The sequence below is a fragment of the uncultured Tateyamaria sp. genome (assembly GCF_947503415.1).
Taxonomy (GTDB): Bacteria; Pseudomonadota; Alphaproteobacteria; order Rhodobacterales; family Rhodobacteraceae; genus Tateyamaria.
This window is the reverse complement of sequence record NZ_CANNDS010000005.1, coordinates 240245-254829: the sequence shown is the minus strand read 5'-3', so window position 1 is coordinate 254829 and position 14585 is coordinate 240245. Positions and strand designations below refer to the sequence as shown.

Sequence of the window (14585 nt, the reverse complement as noted above, 5' to 3'; positions counted from 1 at the left end):
AAAGGATGAAGCGCATGTCTTTCAAAGACCTGACGACCAAGGCTGCTGCCATACTGAAAGCCAAACCTGCGGAGCCATCGAAAAAGGAACCGCAAATCAGGACGCCGGACACTGCTGCGAAACCTGGGGCTCCGGATCCGAAGAAAACCTGAAGCGGCTGGTTTTGCTCCACGTCGTGGAAAACTGCTAAATTGAAAGGATCAAACGCAATGGACGACCAAACAGACACGACCGTCGCGGTTTTTGACTGGCCTTTCAAACTCCCGGGCTTCGACGAAACGCTTCCTGCCGGAGAGTACGATATCGAGACAGAACTCGCCTCACCGCCCGATCACAAGGATCCGGAGGCCTGGAAGGCCTCCGTCATGATCCACCTGCATCCACGCCTGTCCCATCCGGGATTGACGCGGAGCCTGTCCGTGTCGCTGGCCGATCTCGACCATGCCCGGGCGAAAGACAAACTGTCCGGCAAGGACCTCTCGCAGGTCTTTCTCGAAGAAATGCTTGCCGATCCGATGGTGCAAATGGTCATGAAGGCCGACGGGGTGTCGGAGGCGCATTTGCGCCATCTCTACTCGGGATCGCGGATGGCACAGACTGACATGGATGACGCGGACGCTGAGACCGAAAACGCAACAGCGCAGGGGGCTTCGCGGGACGCTTCGGACATTCATGACGCCGAGAACGAAGGGATGCCGTGCCGACCGCGCACTTCATCCTTTTCCGTATGATGTCCGAAACGCAATTTCAGGGACCAATTGAACGCGAGGAACTGATGCAAGCAAGAGTCGACGGCACCCTGATGGACTACCCCGGCCGCGTGCTCGGCGATGTGCCGAAGTTGCGGTTCTGCTTGTGTTGTAAGGTTTCCTTTTGGAGCGAAGGGTTCGGCCAGCGCATCTGTGCAAGGTGCAAAGGCAGGACAGCATGGCGCGCAGCTGTGCCGGAAGGCGTCAGCAAAGGCCGGTCTCGCTCAGCCGGTCGCTCCGCTTAGGTCCGCCGCATGTCGACAATCACGGTCGCACACATGACCACCTATCGCTATCGCTCCGCCGTGGTCCTTGGACCGCACAGGCTGATGTTGCGTCCGCGTGAAACGCGGGACCTCACATTGACGGCTTTCGATCTTGAAATCACGCCGACGGCCCGACTCGACTGGTCCCACGATGTCGCCGGAAACGCCATCGTTATCGCCAATTTTGATGCCGCAACGGATACGCTTTCGATCCGGTCCCACACGACCGCCATCCTCACCGCGCCTGAGTGGCCAGTCTTCCCGATCGCGGCCGCTGCGACGCCCTACCCGTTCCTTTACTCCGCCGAAGACTGGACAGATCTCGGGGCGCTTTCTGCGCCACAATACCAAGACGACGCAGGGCGCTTGTCAAACTGGGTCGAACAATTCGTGATGCACAGGCCAACGGATACCCTGTCGCTCCTGAAGGACGTCAGCAATGGCATCACAGCGCAGATCACATATGAGATCCGCGAGAGCGAAGGCACGCAGGGACCACTCGAAACCCTCGACCGGGGCTGTGGCTCGTGTCGCGATTTTGCGGTCCTCTTTGCCGAGGCTATCCGAACGCTGGGATTCGGGGCTCGTCTGGTGTCCGGCTACCTCTACGACCCCAGTGATGATCAACGCGGATCTGCTGGCTCGGGTTCTACGCATGCATGGGTCGAAGTCTTCGTTCCCGGGGCCGGTTGGATCCCGTTCGACCCAACGAACAGGTCAGTAGGGTCGGCCAACCTGATCCCGGTGGCCGTTGCGCGGAACATATCACAGGTCGCTCCGGTAACCGGCAGCTTCCAGGGAGAAGGTACCGATCTGCTCTCGATGGAGGTGGTTGTGCGTGTTGAGGATCAGTGATTGCGCCGGTAAGAACGGGACGTCCATTCGCCGACTATCATGCGGCGTTTGGACGGTTTGTCCGGGTGCTCCTTTTTGGCATGGCAAAAGACCGCTTCGGCGAATATGGCTGCAACGCGGCGAAACGTATGTCGCAGATGCGAGCGGTTTCTGCGTCAGCAAAAGCCGCACCTGCAAAAGGCGGGTTTGTCCGCATCTTGCCCATTGAGTTAAACTGCAGCGAATGCTCAAATTGTTTCAGCAAGCGGTCTTCGGCTCTGCACTAGGTTGGTGATCGAAATAGCTAATTCTCCGGCATCCCATCTATATCTGGATGGTTTGGCAGGGGTGGAACCATACACCAATGACTTGGCTCGACGGGTTCGTGTTCGAACTGACCGGGTGCTGTCAGTCTGAGGGTGTTGCTGAAGATCTCAATCGACCATGTCTTTTCATCGTCATCCCGAAAGAGCTTGCCAAAGTGGTCTGTTGTGACCTTTCCAGAGAGGTCCCGAATCCGAAAGTACCCAACGACCCTATCGGTGTGCAGTTCCGCTCCGGTTGGTGGACGATCTTCGAACTTGATCCATGAAGTTGCGGGATTTGTCATCCTTATCTCCGTCCCAATCTTCCCAATCGCGCCAGCTGCGCCAACATCTGCGCTCCGGTTCCTGGACCTGCGGTCCCGCCCGGCGGTGACATTTGGCTTATTCCTGGTCGCATCGGCATTTGCTGAACACCGAACATCTGCCGTGCACGGAGCGCTGCATATTCCGCTCCACTCGCCCCACCCACCAGATAGCGGTTGTAGGCCTGCTGGCTGCCCATGGCGGCGCGGCCGAAGCTGTAGGCGCCGCTAAGGCCGCCTGAGAGTGCCGGCATCATGATGTTCCCGGAGATCGCGCGGACGATGAACGGCGTAGCAATGATGAACCCTTTTGCCATCAGAACCATCATGAAAAACGGGATTAGCGCGCCGATATTGGATGCACCTTCAGGGTCTCCCAACTCACCAATGAGCGCGGATGACACGCCGGTGATGGTCGCGAACACACCCGCGACGACAATCGGATAGAGGGCAAATGAGATGAGCGCCGAAAGCCAGCGCGCAAAATAGTCTTTCGTCACGTCAAACAGCGTCAGGAAGATCATAACTGGGGCGATCCCGATAAGCAGCGCGATCATCAGCCGGGAGGCCACGAGAATGAACGCCGCCAGACCTCCCAGGATCGAAAGCAAGAGCACTCCCAGAACGTCCAGAAGCGCTCCTGCCATCCAGTTCAGTTCCGAGCCTGCCGCGTTCAGATACTCCCCAAGTTCTTCGATCAGCCGGTCAAACTCTTCGGCAAAGGTCCCGGATGGGCCGGGCGTGCCACCTCCAACAGACGCCACAAGCGATCCTGCGATGCTGTCGATGCCGTTCAGGATCGCCCCAGAAAGCGCATTAAACTGCACCCAATTGGTCGCAAATATCCCGATCAGCCCTACCTTGACTGCTAGCCAGAAAGCCGTGCGCCCATCCATGGCTCGATACTGATAGATCATGTTGATGAATACGAAGAGCACCGCGAGGGTTGTTCCGAGGACGAGCAAGGTTCCGACCGTCGCCGCTACAGCGCCAAACTGTGTCTCAGCGGCGGAATCTAGATAACCTTGCGAGGTTTCGACAAAGTAGGTGACGACGCTCATTTCTCGCGCACCTTACCAGTTGCCCACAGCTTCACAGATCGCCATGGCCTGCGGGCGCAATGCGTTCGCCTCGCGTCCGTATGCGCTCGAGGCGTCCAGCATTTCCCAACGTTCGCTGGTGGTGAACTGTTCGTTGAAATCCGCCACGGCGGCATCCCACGGAGGGAACAGAGTCTGGCAGGCGCAATCACCGGTTTCGACGACTCGCGCGAGACTTTGTGCTCTGTAGATGTCTTGCACCAGCACGCGCTGATACGCGTCTCGCAATGCGATCTCTTGCATCCATTGCGGCTCTTCCGGGCGATCTGGGCAGATGTTGGACACGCCGTCCATCGTTGGAATGAGGTTGCGTTCTGCAATTGCCGGGCATGGTGCGAGGCCGAGAACAACGACCAAAAGAAATCTCGGCGGTTTCATGACGTCTGGTCTCCTTCGACGAGATCAGCGATCTCGCGCTTTAGAAACGCCGTATGGCCGAGATGGGCGAATTCAGACGTGCTGACTGAGACAACCTCCCACCCTTGGTTCCCGCGCAAGTTCAAATCCTCCTGCATCTCGATGAGGCTGGTTTTCTGGTCCATCGGATAGGCGACGATCTGATATTCAAAACGGGTCATGCGGCATCTCCTTCGTCCAGTCTGGTGCCCGGCAGATAGAACTCGGTGATTCCGCGCGCGCCGTCTTTTCGCCCGGCCTGGATGATCACGTCGATCGAGCTTTCGATGTACTGGACCATGTCCTGATAGGTCATTGGGATCTCCGTCTTGAGGGCCGCGATGGCGAGGCGCTGAACCGCGAGTTGGGGGGTTTCGGCGTGCAGGGTCGTCATGGAGCCGCCATGGCCCGTGTTGATCGCCTCGAGGAAGGTCATGGCTTCTTTGCCACGGACCTCGCCGAGGATGATCCGGTCAGGCCGCATGCGCAGGGTGGCGGTCAGAAGCACATCGGCGGTCTGGAATTTGGCATCGCGGTTGGCAATGAGCGTGACGGCGTTCGGCTGTGCGGGCAGCAGTTCCGCTGCTTCTTCGATGGTCACGATCCGCTCATAGTCGCCGACGTAAGAAAGGATCTTGCGGGCTGCGACGGTCTTGCCGGTGGAGGTGCCGCCGGAGACGATCATGTTGAGCTTGTTCTCGACGCAGAATTGAACGGCATCCGTGATCGCGCCCGAGGCCACGACATCGCGCAAGGCGCGGTTCTTCGCTTCGCGCAGCTCTTCGAGTTTGCGTTCTTCCCCAAATAGGTAGCGCAGTTCGATGGCATCGAGTGGTAGACTCGAAAAAAAGCGCAGTGAGATCGACATTCCGTCTAGCACGGCCGGCGGCGTAATGACCTGCGCGCGGATCGGTCGGTTGAGATAGGTGATCGACACCGAGACGATGGGCTTATCCTTGCTCATCGTTGTGTTGGCGCTGGAGGCGATCTGGTTGCCGAGATCTTTCACTTCGGTGACGCTCATATGCTGATCCAAAGCCCGCATGAAATGGTCTCCCTGGAACTCGCCCCAACAGGAGCCGTCGGGGTTGATGCAGATTTCGATCACGTCATCGCGGGACGCGTCCGTTAGCTTGTCGAGAGAGGTCTGGAGATAGCTTAGGGTCATGGCCTAGAAAATCTCCAAATCGCGATCGACCATGACGGTGACGCGCGCGCCTTGGTCGACATAGATGACCGGTCCGATGGAGAGATACTCGCCGATCACGCTGTCGGTCGCGTCGGCAAGGTCATCACCGACGTCTTCGAGAATGTCGGCCGCGGTTTCATCTTCAACCCCGCTGGCGGCCGCAGTTGGGGCCGCGGAGATGATCGAGATGAGGGCTGCCGAGCCGAAGCGTTCATCAAAACGGGTATCGACAAAGCCCGTGACACCCGACCGGCCAAGCTGATCGCCGCCAAAGGAGCTGATCTGGATCGTCTGGTCCGTGGGCAGGATGATCCTGTCCCAGGCGATGGTGACCCGGCGCTGCGCGATCTCCAGCCCGGAGCGGTAGCGCCCGATCAGACGAGACCCGCGCGGGATCAGCAGCCGCGTGCCATCGTAGCTGTAGACGTCCTCAGAGATGATCGCGCGAACTTGGCCGGGCAATGAAGAGTCGAGGGCCGTTTCCATAACGGCCTGGATCATCGTGCCTTGAATCACGGTGTTCGAGGGGTTGGCGATGACCTGCGCTTGAGTGACTTGCGTAGGCAGCGCGCCATTCAGCACAAAATCCGTCACGTCTCCGAATGTCCGCTCCGTGAGTTCGGTCGCGCCCGGATTGGTGCCGCCCGCGCCTCCGAAGGCGATCACGGGTGAGGCGATGCGGCGCTCCTGGAAGGCGCGTTCCTCCTCCGCGCGGCGCTGCAGGTCAGCCAGTCGTCGCGCCTCTTCTTCCTGGCGCAGCCGCTCTTGTTCTCGCCGGAGCAACTCGTCTTCGCTTGGACCAAGGGGGGCCTGGGCAGGGGCGGTGGCCTCAAGACGGGCGAGGTCGAGGTCTATGCGCAATTGCTGTAATTCGCGGTCTCGGGCCGCGAGCTCGTCCTGGAATTGCTGTTGCCCGTTCTCCGAGGCGGCCTGTAGGGCGGCGATCTGTTCGGTGAGCGCGTCGATGGCCTCTGCTGCGGCGGTATCTTCTGCAACGACGGGCTTGGGCGCATTCCGCAGCTCTTCGATCTGCGCCTGGAGGGCTTCGAGCTGCGCTAGCAGTTCGGCATTCGGCTCCGCAGGCTCCGGCGTGACGAGAACAATCTCAGGGTCTGGGGCAGGTGGCGGCACGAAGGGTTCAATTTCGCCGAAGCCGTCACCCTCCGTCTGGAACACGTCGGGCGTGGCCGTCGGCAGTGCAACCTCTTCTTCGGGCTGAGACAGGACGTAGAGCACGATGCCACCAGCCGCGATCAGGCCAATAACGAGCAGCGCGAGAAGCGGAGAGCGCCGCTTCGGGGTGGAACCACGTCTGGACCCGCTCTGTTCAAGGGCGGCGAGGCGTTTCTCAAGATCGGCGTTGCTATCGCTCATGAGGACACCCCTGTGGGCAGTGCGGCCTGGATGCAGACCACATCCTCACCAAGCCGCAGCACCCATTGGCCATGCACACCAGAGACCCGGATGACCCCATTTTCAACAGCCTGCGTATTCGCTGTCCGTTCGCGCCCATTGGCGTATCGGAATATCGCCGGCACCGGCGCGTTTCGGGCAAACTCGAAATAAGTGAAGGTCCCATCATCCCAGACCCGCGCGGGTGTGAAGTCGAGGCGTTCGCTGGCCCCGTAATTGTAGTTCGGCGCGGCCTGGGCGATGACGTTTGTGGGCTGTTGCTCATCCTCTGGATAGCGGAACTGGACCACATAGAAGGTCGGGGTCGAGGCCTCTGTGACGTTGAAATAATAGCTCCGCCGATTTGTGTAGACGGTCACGTTGGTGCGCACGCCGCGGGCGAGCGGTTTGATTGCAAAGGCCTGACCGCCGGGGACGCCGTCGATCTCAAAACCCTCCGTGTCGCCAGAAATGATCGACCGAATGCTCTCGCCTTCGCCAAACTCGATGGTGGTCACATGGGTGAGTGAAACATTCAGTCGATAGACCTGACCCTCCTGATAGGTCGCGACCCGGACGCGATTGTCATTGGGACCGCCGCGCGGGATCGCCTCTGCGATGGCGAGGGCAGGGATCAAAACCAGACAGGCAAAGGCAGCACTCAAAAACTTCACTTAATTCTCCAATCTGTCTGAGCGGATGGCGTATTCAACGACCGTGAATCCGAACGGGTTGGTCCAGACCTGATCGATGGAACGGCTTTCCTCGGGGCGAAATTCGAAGAGCAAAGTCGCGGTGAAAAGGCCGGTCTGGACGCCATTGATGGAGGTCAGCCGTTTCCGCAGGCGTACGGTCGCGCGGTTGGTGCCGATCCGGTTGATGCTGAGGATCTCGACCTCGAGGCGGGCGTTGGGTCCGTAAAGCGTCGGGGGATACTCTGAATTGGCCGAATTCCAGATCTGGCGCACAGAGGCTGCGGCCGCCCCATCTGAGCGCTGTAAGACGCTGCGGATGCGCACGTCATTGTCGAGCTGGTTGTAGACCTCGCGGTCGGTCACATAGCGGAAGACCTCCGCTTCAATGATCGCCTGATTCTCGGTCACGGTCGTGGCGCCGACCGCGGCTTCCGGTAGCGCGAAGCCGGTCTCCGGATCATAAGGGACGACTACGGGCGGCGGATCGACATCGAGGATCGCGACAGTAGCGGCCGCCAAGCACCCGAGGATGCCAAAGATGAGGCCCATTAGCCCGAGGCGCTGCCAGAGTCGTTCCCGTCTGAGCGCGCCGTAGACCAGTTCCTCTTCGATGATGGCGGTTTCTTCATCCAATTTGGCGCGCCTCAGTCCGCTCGCAGATCAGGGAGGGTGAACTCCATGAAGCGCTGTTCCTCAGCGATAGTGGCCGCATCAATGACACCGCCGGTGCCATCCCCCACGGTCTGCACAGCCTCGAGCTGCCACATGGCGACGAGCGCGATAGCGAGTTCGGCCGTGACGCGGGTGTTGAGATCGACGCTTTCCTTGAGCTCATCCATATCATCGATGAGCCCAACGAGCCGTTCGACGCGTTCCAGCGACTGCCCGGCATCGTAATAACTGTTCTGGGCTGCCGCCGAGACGAGCGCGCCGGTCGTGGCCTGCGTTGCGATCCGTTCCGCCCCCGGATTGCCGCTCCGGGCCATCTCGCTCAGCGTGTCCTCGTCGAACCCAAGATCGGCCAGAACCTGGTCCATTTGCGTTTCGATCTCGCTGGCCCCGGAGCCGCTGAGGCCCGAGAAATCCCCAGTCCGGATCGCTCGGATTGTGGCGAGGATGTCGCCGAATTCCTGATCGAGCAGCCCGTTCAATTCCTCTTCCATCTCGGTCTGGATGATTTCCGGCAGCTCGGCGAGGCGGGTCAGAGCCTCGTAGGTTCGCTGCAACTCCGCGAGCTGTTCCGTGAGGGTGGCCAATTGTTCGCGGAGCTGCAGCAACTGCTCGTTTTGTAAAAGTTCGTCTTCGATCATCTGTCGAAGCTGCTGGATGTTTTGCGTGATGTTCTGTGTGTCGACGACAGGCACGCCTTGGGCATGGGCCGGAGCTGGCAAAAGGTTGGGACTCAGAAAGGTGAGTGCTCCGATGAGTATGGGTGTGGGCAGCGCCGATTTGCGGAAGGTGTTCAGTCTCATCAGTCCAGGTCCTCCAAAGTGAATTCCATGAAGTCGCCCTCGGCCATCCTTGCAGAGGCCTGTGCAAGCTGCGCGGCACTGAGGGGTTGCGTACGGGCGGCTTGCAGACGGATGCGTGCCGCCATCAGACGCACGAGTTCGGCGCGGGCGTAAGTGTTGAGGGCAATGCTTTCCTGGATGTCCTCGGTCTCGCCGATGCGGCGCACGATGTCCTGAATGCGCATAGCGGCCTGGCGGATCGCAGCCGGAGAATTGCTGCCATAGTAGGCCGCGCCATGGCCGGTCAGGGAGAGATTGGCGTTGGCCAGTAGGGCGGGGTCGATGGTGCCAAGTGCCTCGATACCGCCAATCCGCGAGAGATAAAGGTTGTAGCGTTCCGGGATGACCTGGACGTAGTGCTGTGTCTCGGCGAAGGGCGGCACGCCGCCATATTCAATAACGCGGCCCGGACCGGCATTGTAGGCCGCCAGTGCATTGATGATGTTGCCGTCGAAGCTGTTAAGTTGTGCGGCCAGATAGCGCGCACCGCCTTCGACCTGCAGATAGGGGCTGTCATAGTATTCCGGGTTGATCCCGAGATCGGAGGCCGTGCCCGGCATGATCTGGGTGAGGCCGAAGGCCCCGACGGGCGAACGCGCACCGATGGAGAAGCGGCTTTCCTGCCAGATCAACGCTTGCAGGAGCGCGCGCCATTGTACGACGGACAGGCCCGCACGGCTGATCCCGGGCCGGCCATGGGTTTCCTGGGCCACCCGGATGATCAATTGCTCGATGTTATGCGCCGCATCTCCAAACATCTGCGCGCCGCCGGGATTGGGGTCGAGATCGCCGGTGCCGTAAACTGCTTCTACGCTTCGTGCATCATCGTCGCTTCCGGACTCGAGCGTCGACACCAGTGCGGGCAAGCCCTGTCCGCCGAAACTCGTCTGTGCATCGAGTATACTTTGCAGGACTGCGAGCTGCTCTTGTTCGATTTCACTGAGAAGTTCTTCGACGGCCAGCGTCTCGCGTTGGATGCCAAGATCGGTCTCGCGGTGGCGGGTTTCGACGAGATCGCGGGCTGTCAGACCAGTATCGTTGGTAGGAACGCCCTGAGCGGCCGCCATACCGGTCAACAGGCACAGCAAGACGATATGAGGAAGCTTAGACCTCAACGTCGGCCCCCGGCGTCTCAAGCGGTTCAAAGATGCAGTCTGGTTCGACAGGCGCGACGGAGGCTCGAAAGGCGAAGCAATTGACCGTCGGCTCCCGGTATTGCGCGCAGGCGGAGAGAAACCCGATCAGAGCCAACAGGACGAGAGTTCGGATCATGGGAGCCTCCAGAAGTCAGGTCGATCGCGATAGTCGGCGCCGACGAGCGCCTCACCCTTTTCCATGCCGCCAAGCATGGTGAGATAGGGACCGAGGGCCGAGAGATCGGCGTCAACTACAACCGAACCGGTATCATCGCGGATCAGGGCGAGGCGGCTGTCGCTGCCAGTGTTCAGGAGCACATCGAGTTCTTTCTCGTAGAGGTTCAACATCGCGTAATCCGAGGCATGGGCCCGGATGTTTGGCAGCAGGATCTGCGTGGGCACGGCTTCAATGATGGTCTTGCCCGTGCGGGTGCGCTCTAGCTGGCTCGCATATTGGGTCATCATCACCGCGACGGTGTTCTGCTTTCGCGCCGTCACCAGCCAGTTCGAAAGACGTTCCGCAAAATACGGGTTGTCAAGCGCCTTCCAGGCCTCATCGATGATGATGATCGTTGGGCGGCGGTCTTCGATTTCGCGCTCGACTCTTCGGAAGAGGTAGGAGAGCACGGCCATGCGTTCTTTTTCGGATTCCGAGTCCAGGATGCCCGTGAGATCGAAACCAACCACATCGCCCTCTAGCGAGAAGGTGTCTTCCAGGCTTTGCCCGAAAATCCAGCCGTAGCGCCCGTCTACTGTCCATTCGAGCAAGCGCTGGTGTAGATCGCCATCGTCATCGGTCGAGACAAAGAGGGAAGCGAAGTCCTTCCAGTTGCGTAACTGCGGATTGGCCGCGCCTGCGTTCTGGCGAACCACTTCCTGGATACGGTTGGTCTGGGCGGGCGCGAGAGGTTTGTCCGAGCGATAGAGCAAGGAGGCCAACCAGTCCGAAAGCCAGGCCGTGCCGCGATCATCGATCTCGGTCCAGAGCGGGTTGAGACCGGTTGGCTTGCCGGCTTTCACGGAGGCATAACGCCCGCCATTGGCGCGCACGGCCATCTCCATGCCGAGCCGATAGTCAAAGACGAAAATGCGCGCGCCGACGCGACGCGCTTGCGTCATTAGGAAGGCCGAGAGAACGGATTTGCCGGACCCGGGACGCCCCAATATGAGCGTGTGGCCCCCGGTTGGCTCTTTGTCGGTTGAACCTTGCTCGTGGTAGGAAAACCGGTACGCGCTTTGCTCTGGCGTCGGGAAGAGCGTGATCTCCTGGCCCCAGGGGAGCTGGTGTTTGTCCTTGCCGAGTTGCGTGCGATGCAGGGCCGCGAAATCCGCGAAGTTGCGGTTGGTCACCGCACTGGCACGCACGCGCTTCGGCTGATTGCCTGGATGCTGGCTAAAGTAGTGGGTCTTGGCGGCCATGCGCTCGCCGATCATCTTCACGCCTTGGGCTGCGGCGGCATTTACGATCTCGGCCCCGAGGGTCTGCAATTCGTCGAGCGTGTCGCAGAACACCGTCACGACCATATGGTGCTCACCGAAGCTCTGGCGCTTGGCCTCCAGATCATCATGCGCGATGTCGAGCGCTTCGAGGAGCGAGAGGGCGGCGTCCTGAGAGGCCTGCATCTGGCGCTTCTGGCGTTTGATCCGACCGGCCATCAGGTTCGAATTGATCGGTGTGAAGGAATGCGTGACAATCATGTCGACGGGCAGGTTCAGCATGTCGAACATCGTGCAGGTCGTGGCCTCGGAGTATTCGCCGATGGTGAAGCTCTTGCCATAGCGTTGTCCGACGACACCCTCTGAGAGCTCGAAATGCTCATCGAAGAAGGTCACGCGGGTGTTGGCCACGTTGGTTGCGAGGAAGCCATATCGATTGGCCGGGTAGAGCGGTCGTTCTTGACCGGTGTTAAGCGCGCCCAGAAAACCCACCAACTCGCCTGATTGTGCGGAGAGGAGGCGCGGCTTCAGGTCGGCTAGGCCGGAGGTGAAGACACCCACAGCTTCGTTGAGACGCCGGACTCGTTTCTGCGTCTCTGTCTTGAACCGCCCCGGATCGCTCCTATTCATGAACCCAAGAAAGCTCCTCGGCGGCGGCCGATGGATGATTGTGAGTGTCAGCGTCTTATCGCGCAGGCCGGCTTGCCTGAGCTTCTCGCGCCATCTCTCATCGACCGCCGCCGCGTAGTGATCACCGGGGACGGGGAGGAGGTCCGGGGTGATCGCTTTCGAGACCTTGTGAACGTAGTAGCTGAACTCCGGCCCAAGCTGTGCGATGATCCGGGCGAAAAGTGCCGTCACCTTGTCGAGATAGACATCATCGGTCGTGTAGCTGTTCACGCCGCTCAGACGGATGCATTGGAAGAGCTCATTGACCCGTGTGCGCACCGTGTGGTCATCGACCAGACTGACATAGGGCAGCATATGCGCGAGATGTTTCTCGCGGGCGTACCAGTCCGGCATGAGGGTGCGTTCATCCAGCGTCTCGTCACGGGGCATAGCTGTCGCCCCCGTGGATGCTGCGGTTCCGCGTCGGCGGCGTTTCCTGCAGGGCGGTCATCATCACGTCGATGAAGCGCGGGTCCCAATCGGCGGCTTTCCAAAGCGCGGGGTAGAGGATGGCGGCGACGCCGAGCAGGGCGATGTGCTGGATCCAGACAAAGAGCAGCACAGACCCGAAGAGCCAGACCATCGCATACATGATCGGCAGCCCGAGAAGCTTGGGCGGGCGCACGAGGCCCAGGAAGAGGGGAGATCGCTCAGCCACACCCGCTCTCCCTCAGGCTCCGAAGACAGCCGCAACGATCGTTGGTGCAGCAGCCACGCCTGCGATCCCAACTAACACCCAAAGCGCCTGGCGCAAATCGATGATATTGAAGAACCAGCTCAGGAAAACGCCAAGGACCGCGAGCGTCGCGATGACGACGCCAAGTGGTCCCGTGAGGGCGTCCACGATGCCTTGCAGCAGGCTCTGGATCGGGGAGAGATCGATGCTCTGCGCGAGCGCGGGTTCGGCCGCGAGCACAAACAAAGAGAAAGATGCGATAAAGAAATGCAGCCGACTTGTGCGGAAATGGTAGGTTCGCCAATGCACTGCCGCGCTTCGCGCTCTCGTGACATTGGCGAAAAGTGATTTGATTCTTGGTTTCCACAAAGATCGGGAGTTCATTGGGTCGCTCCTTCCAGCCGGTTGAAGACGGCCAGCACGCGGCTGACGTGGTTTTGGGTTTCCCGAAAGGGAGGGATCCCCCCGTATCGACGGACCGCATCCGGCCCGGCGTTGTACGCAGCCAGCGCTAAGCGAACGTCGCCAAACTCCGAGAGCATCATTGCGAGATATCGCGCGGACCCATCGAGGTTTTGCTGCCAGTCTCGAGGATCAACGCCAAGCACACTGGCTGTCGCTGGCATGAGTTGACCCAACCCAATGGCTCCGGCAGAGGAGACTGCCTGCGGGTCGTAAGCGCTCTCGATCTCGATATTGGCCCGATAGAGGTTCATCCAACCGGTGACAGTGAGATCCGCGGCGCGAAGGCCGGGATGACCGACGTAGCGTAGAGCGGTGTCTTCGATGGCAGCGAGGAGTTCGGGGCGGGGAGCGATGGCTCTGGGCGCGACGGCGGCAACGCGAACCTCTTCTTGGTCTGCAACGCCTTCTCCGAAGATGATCAGAGCGGTCTCGGCAGAACCTTGACCAATCCCGCCAACGTAGTTGCGTGCAAAACGCTCTTGCGCCTCAGACGGGCGAAGCGAGCCATCGTCCTCCATCACCAGCACCATTTGTGCCGACACTGGAGACATCAGAAATGAGACGAGAAGGGCGCTAAGCCCGGCTTGCCGCCAGTTCTTCGCCCGAGAGCTTAAGCTCTGTTCGCTTTCCTTCCTCGAGCGGGATGTCGGCATGGGAAAAGCCGATGCCTTGCAGAAAGGAGATGACACCCGTGACGGTTTTGATCTCACGGATCTTGATATCGTTGCGAGATGTGCGTGTACGCGCAGTGACCAAGAGCTTTTCGAGCCCTTCGTCGCTGACAGCGCGCATGATCCAGACCCCATGCCAGTTGGGGCCCTTCTTATACGCTGCCTCCTTGCAGACAACTTCCACGCGATAGCCGTCGGCGACCAGATCGCGGAATCTGGGTTCAGTGACCACATTTGGTGCTTCTTGTTCTAGGTCCATCACCCGGATCATGTTCTCCCTAAAGGCGAAGACCCGGGTATCAGGAGTTGATGCCCAAGCCTACGATGCTATATAAATGACCGCAAGATATTATTTTGTCGTTGCGGCTGTACTCTGGTTGCGCACCCATTAGGCATGCGCCATGGATTCTATCAAGGTTTTACGGGGTTCGGAGAACCTCCGGTTGTGTTGGCTCCTCGGTAGCCAGGCTATAGCTTTGTCGTTGTTGTTTGGCAGCGACGCAGTAGCTGAGACCTGTCTCGCGCCGCAGAGACCATTCGTTCCGAGCGATCCTCAAGCAGCGCGGGAATATGCGGATGTGATTCGGTCGGACTTCGAGTTCTACATTCGCGATGTTCAGGGCTACTTTCGGTGTCTTGAGGACGAACGAGCACGGGCTTTTGAAGAGGCGCGTGAGGTTAGCGAAGAATTCGGACGCTTCCTTGAGACGGTTGGTCCGTGACGCAGATTTTTTATGTTTCCTGATCTGCCATGCACTTCCAGAGACCTCC

The 14585-nt window shown here is 59.8% G+C and carries 18 protein-coding genes; 3 read left to right on the top strand and 15 right to left on the bottom strand.

The genetic code is table 11. From position 1 onward, the window contains the following. Positions 1 to 209 precede the first annotated feature (209 nt). Together Q1A32_RS22135 and Q1A32_RS22130 are read left to right on the top strand one after the other, a co-directional pair. The gene (locus tag Q1A32_RS22135; RefSeq protein WP_299048676.1) at positions 210 to 731 is read left to right on the top strand and encodes a hypothetical protein; all 522 of its coding nucleotides are present in this window, start codon (positions 210 to 212) and stop codon (positions 729 to 731) included. A gap of 272 nt (positions 732 to 1003) precedes the next feature. Further along, positions 1004 to 1870, top strand: coding sequence for a transglutaminase family protein (locus Q1A32_RS22130; protein WP_299657969.1), 867 nt, complete (start codon positions 1004 to 1006; stop codon positions 1868 to 1870). A 591-nt stretch (positions 1871 to 2461) separates the two neighbouring features. Here the strand turns inward: Q1A32_RS22130 and Q1A32_RS22125 are convergent. From Q1A32_RS22125 to Q1A32_RS22055, 15 genes are read right to left on the bottom strand one after another with little or no spacing between them, the layout of a single operon-like run. After that, positions 2462 to 3538 carry a type IV secretion system protein gene (locus tag Q1A32_RS22125; RefSeq protein ID WP_299048685.1) on the bottom strand — a complete coding sequence of 359 codons (1077 nt, stop codon included), beginning with the start codon at positions 3536 to 3538 and terminating at the stop codon, positions 2462 to 2464. A gap of 12 nt (positions 3539 to 3550) precedes the next feature. Continuing rightward, a complete protein-coding gene (locus Q1A32_RS22120) occupies positions 3551 to 3955 on the bottom strand; it encodes a hypothetical protein (protein WP_299048688.1) in 405 nt (134 codons plus the stop codon). After that, complete coding sequence (locus Q1A32_RS22115; RefSeq protein WP_299048691.1) at positions 3952 to 4155, bottom strand: hypothetical protein; 204 nt, start codon at positions 4153 to 4155, stop codon at positions 3952 to 3954. Before Q1A32_RS22115 ends, Q1A32_RS22120 begins: the two co-directional genes overlap by 4 nt. Continuing rightward, positions 4152 to 5141: an ATPase, T2SS/T4P/T4SS family gene (locus tag Q1A32_RS22110; protein WP_299048694.1), complete on the bottom strand. Its 990-nt coding sequence runs from the start codon at positions 5139 to 5141 to the stop codon at positions 4152 to 4154. The genes Q1A32_RS22115 and Q1A32_RS22110 overlap by 4 nt, the downstream gene beginning before the upstream one ends. Positions 5142 to 5144: 3 nt before the next feature. After that, positions 5145 to 6536: a TrbI/VirB10 family protein gene (locus tag Q1A32_RS22105; RefSeq protein WP_299048696.1), complete on the bottom strand. Its 1392-nt coding sequence runs from the start codon at positions 6534 to 6536 to the stop codon at positions 5145 to 5147. Further along, positions 6533 to 7219 (bottom strand): TrbG/VirB9 family P-type conjugative transfer protein, encoded by a 687-nt coding sequence (locus Q1A32_RS22100; protein ID WP_299048873.1) that lies wholly within the window; start codon positions 7217 to 7219, stop codon positions 6533 to 6535. The genes Q1A32_RS22105 and Q1A32_RS22100 overlap by 4 nt, the downstream gene beginning before the upstream one ends. Positions 7220 to 7228: 9 nt before the next feature. Then, on the bottom strand, positions 7229 to 7882 hold the full coding sequence (locus tag Q1A32_RS22095; protein ID WP_299048698.1) for a virB8 family protein: 654 nt from the start codon (positions 7880 to 7882) through the stop codon (positions 7229 to 7231). 11 nt (positions 7883 to 7893) lie between these two features. After that, entirely contained in the window at positions 7894 to 8721 is an 828-nt protein-coding gene (locus Q1A32_RS22090) for a type IV secretion system protein (RefSeq protein ID WP_299048700.1), read from the bottom strand. Continuing rightward, on the bottom strand, positions 8721 to 9827 hold the full coding sequence (locus tag Q1A32_RS22085) for a lytic transglycosylase domain-containing protein (RefSeq protein ID WP_299048702.1): 1107 nt from the start codon (positions 9825 to 9827) through the stop codon (positions 8721 to 8723). Before Q1A32_RS22085 ends, Q1A32_RS22090 begins: the two co-directional genes overlap by 1 nt. Before the next feature lie 37 nt (positions 9828 to 9864). Next, on the bottom strand, positions 9865 to 10032 hold the full coding sequence (locus Q1A32_RS22080; protein ID WP_299048704.1) for a hypothetical protein: 168 nt from the start codon (positions 10030 to 10032) through the stop codon (positions 9865 to 9867). After that, positions 10029 to 12392, bottom strand: a complete 2364-nt coding sequence (locus Q1A32_RS22075) for a type IV secretion system protein B4 (RefSeq protein WP_299048706.1) — start codon at positions 12390 to 12392, stop codon at positions 10029 to 10031. The genes Q1A32_RS22080 and Q1A32_RS22075 overlap by 4 nt, the downstream gene beginning before the upstream one ends. Next, positions 12382 to 12660, bottom strand: coding sequence for a type IV secretion system protein VirB3 (locus Q1A32_RS22070; protein WP_299048708.1), 279 nt, complete (start codon positions 12658 to 12660; stop codon positions 12382 to 12384). Before Q1A32_RS22070 ends, Q1A32_RS22075 begins: the two co-directional genes overlap by 11 nt. A 12-nt stretch (positions 12661 to 12672) precedes the next feature. Further along, complete coding sequence (locus Q1A32_RS22065; RefSeq protein ID WP_299048710.1) at positions 12673 to 13062, bottom strand: TrbC/VirB2 family protein; 390 nt, start codon at positions 13060 to 13062, stop codon at positions 12673 to 12675. After that, positions 13059 to 13673: a lytic transglycosylase domain-containing protein gene (locus Q1A32_RS22060; RefSeq protein WP_299048712.1), complete on the bottom strand. Its 615-nt coding sequence runs from the start codon at positions 13671 to 13673 to the stop codon at positions 13059 to 13061. Before Q1A32_RS22060 ends, Q1A32_RS22065 begins: the two co-directional genes overlap by 4 nt. 43 nt (positions 13674 to 13716) lie before the next feature. Further along, positions 13717 to 14073: a hypothetical protein gene (locus Q1A32_RS22055; protein WP_299048874.1), complete on the bottom strand. Its 357-nt coding sequence runs from the start codon at positions 14071 to 14073 to the stop codon at positions 13717 to 13719. 142 nt (positions 14074 to 14215) lie between these two features. On the opposite strand from Q1A32_RS22055, the gene Q1A32_RS22050 reads away from it, so the two are divergent. After that, the gene (locus Q1A32_RS22050; protein ID WP_299048739.1) at positions 14216 to 14536 is read left to right on the top strand and encodes a hypothetical protein; all 321 of its coding nucleotides are present in this window, start codon (positions 14216 to 14218) and stop codon (positions 14534 to 14536) included. Positions 14537 to 14585: the final 49 nt, after the last annotated feature.

Bases quoted from the DNA above. Each gene is read 5' to 3' on its own strand.
- Q1A32_RS22135 (WP_299048676.1), top strand. From the start codon at position 210: ATGGACGACCAAACAGACACGACCGTCGCGGTTTTTGACTGGCCTTTC.
- Q1A32_RS22115 (WP_299048691.1), bottom strand. From the start codon at position 4,155: ATGACCCGTTTTGAATATCAGATCGTCGCCTATCCGATGGACCAGAAA.
- Q1A32_RS22085 (WP_299048702.1), bottom strand. From the start codon at position 9,827: ATGGCGGCCGCTCAGGGCGTTCCTACCAACGATACTGGTCTGACAGCC.
- Q1A32_RS22105 (WP_299048696.1), bottom strand. From the start codon at position 6,536: ATGAGCGATAGCAACGCCGATCTTGAGAAACGCCTCGCCGCCCTTGAA.
- Q1A32_RS22130 (WP_299657969.1), top strand. From the start codon at position 1,004: ATGTCGACAATCACGGTCGCACACATGACCACCTATCGCTATCGCTCC.
- Q1A32_RS22050 (WP_299048739.1), top strand. From the start codon at position 14,216: ATGGATTCTATCAAGGTTTTACGGGGTTCGGAGAACCTCCGGTTGTGT.
- Q1A32_RS22120 (WP_299048688.1), bottom strand. From the start codon at position 3,955: ATGAAACCGCCGAGATTTCTTTTGGTCGTTGTTCTCGGCCTCGCACCA.
- Q1A32_RS22055 (WP_299048874.1), bottom strand. From the start codon at position 14,073: ATGGACCTAGAACAAGAAGCACCAAATGTGGTCACTGAACCCAGATTC.
- Q1A32_RS22080 (WP_299048704.1), bottom strand. From the start codon at position 10,032: ATGATCCGAACTCTCGTCCTGTTGGCTCTGATCGGGTTTCTCTCCGCC.
- Q1A32_RS22060 (WP_299048712.1), bottom strand. From the start codon at position 13,673: ATGGTGCTGGTGATGGAGGACGATGGCTCGCTTCGCCCGTCTGAGGCG.
- Q1A32_RS22110 (WP_299048694.1), bottom strand. From the start codon at position 5,141: ATGACCCTAAGCTATCTCCAGACCTCTCTCGACAAGCTAACGGACGCG.
- Q1A32_RS22075 (WP_299048706.1), bottom strand. From the start codon at position 12,392: ATGCCCCGTGACGAGACGCTGGATGAACGCACCCTCATGCCGGACTGG.
- Q1A32_RS22065 (WP_299048710.1), bottom strand. From the start codon at position 13,062: ATGAACTCCCGATCTTTGTGGAAACCAAGAATCAAATCACTTTTCGCC.
- Q1A32_RS22125 (WP_299048685.1), bottom strand. From the start codon at position 3,538: ATGAGCGTCGTCACCTACTTTGTCGAAACCTCGCAAGGTTATCTAGAT.
- Q1A32_RS22090 (WP_299048700.1), bottom strand. From the start codon at position 8,721: ATGAGACTGAACACCTTCCGCAAATCGGCGCTGCCCACACCCATACTC.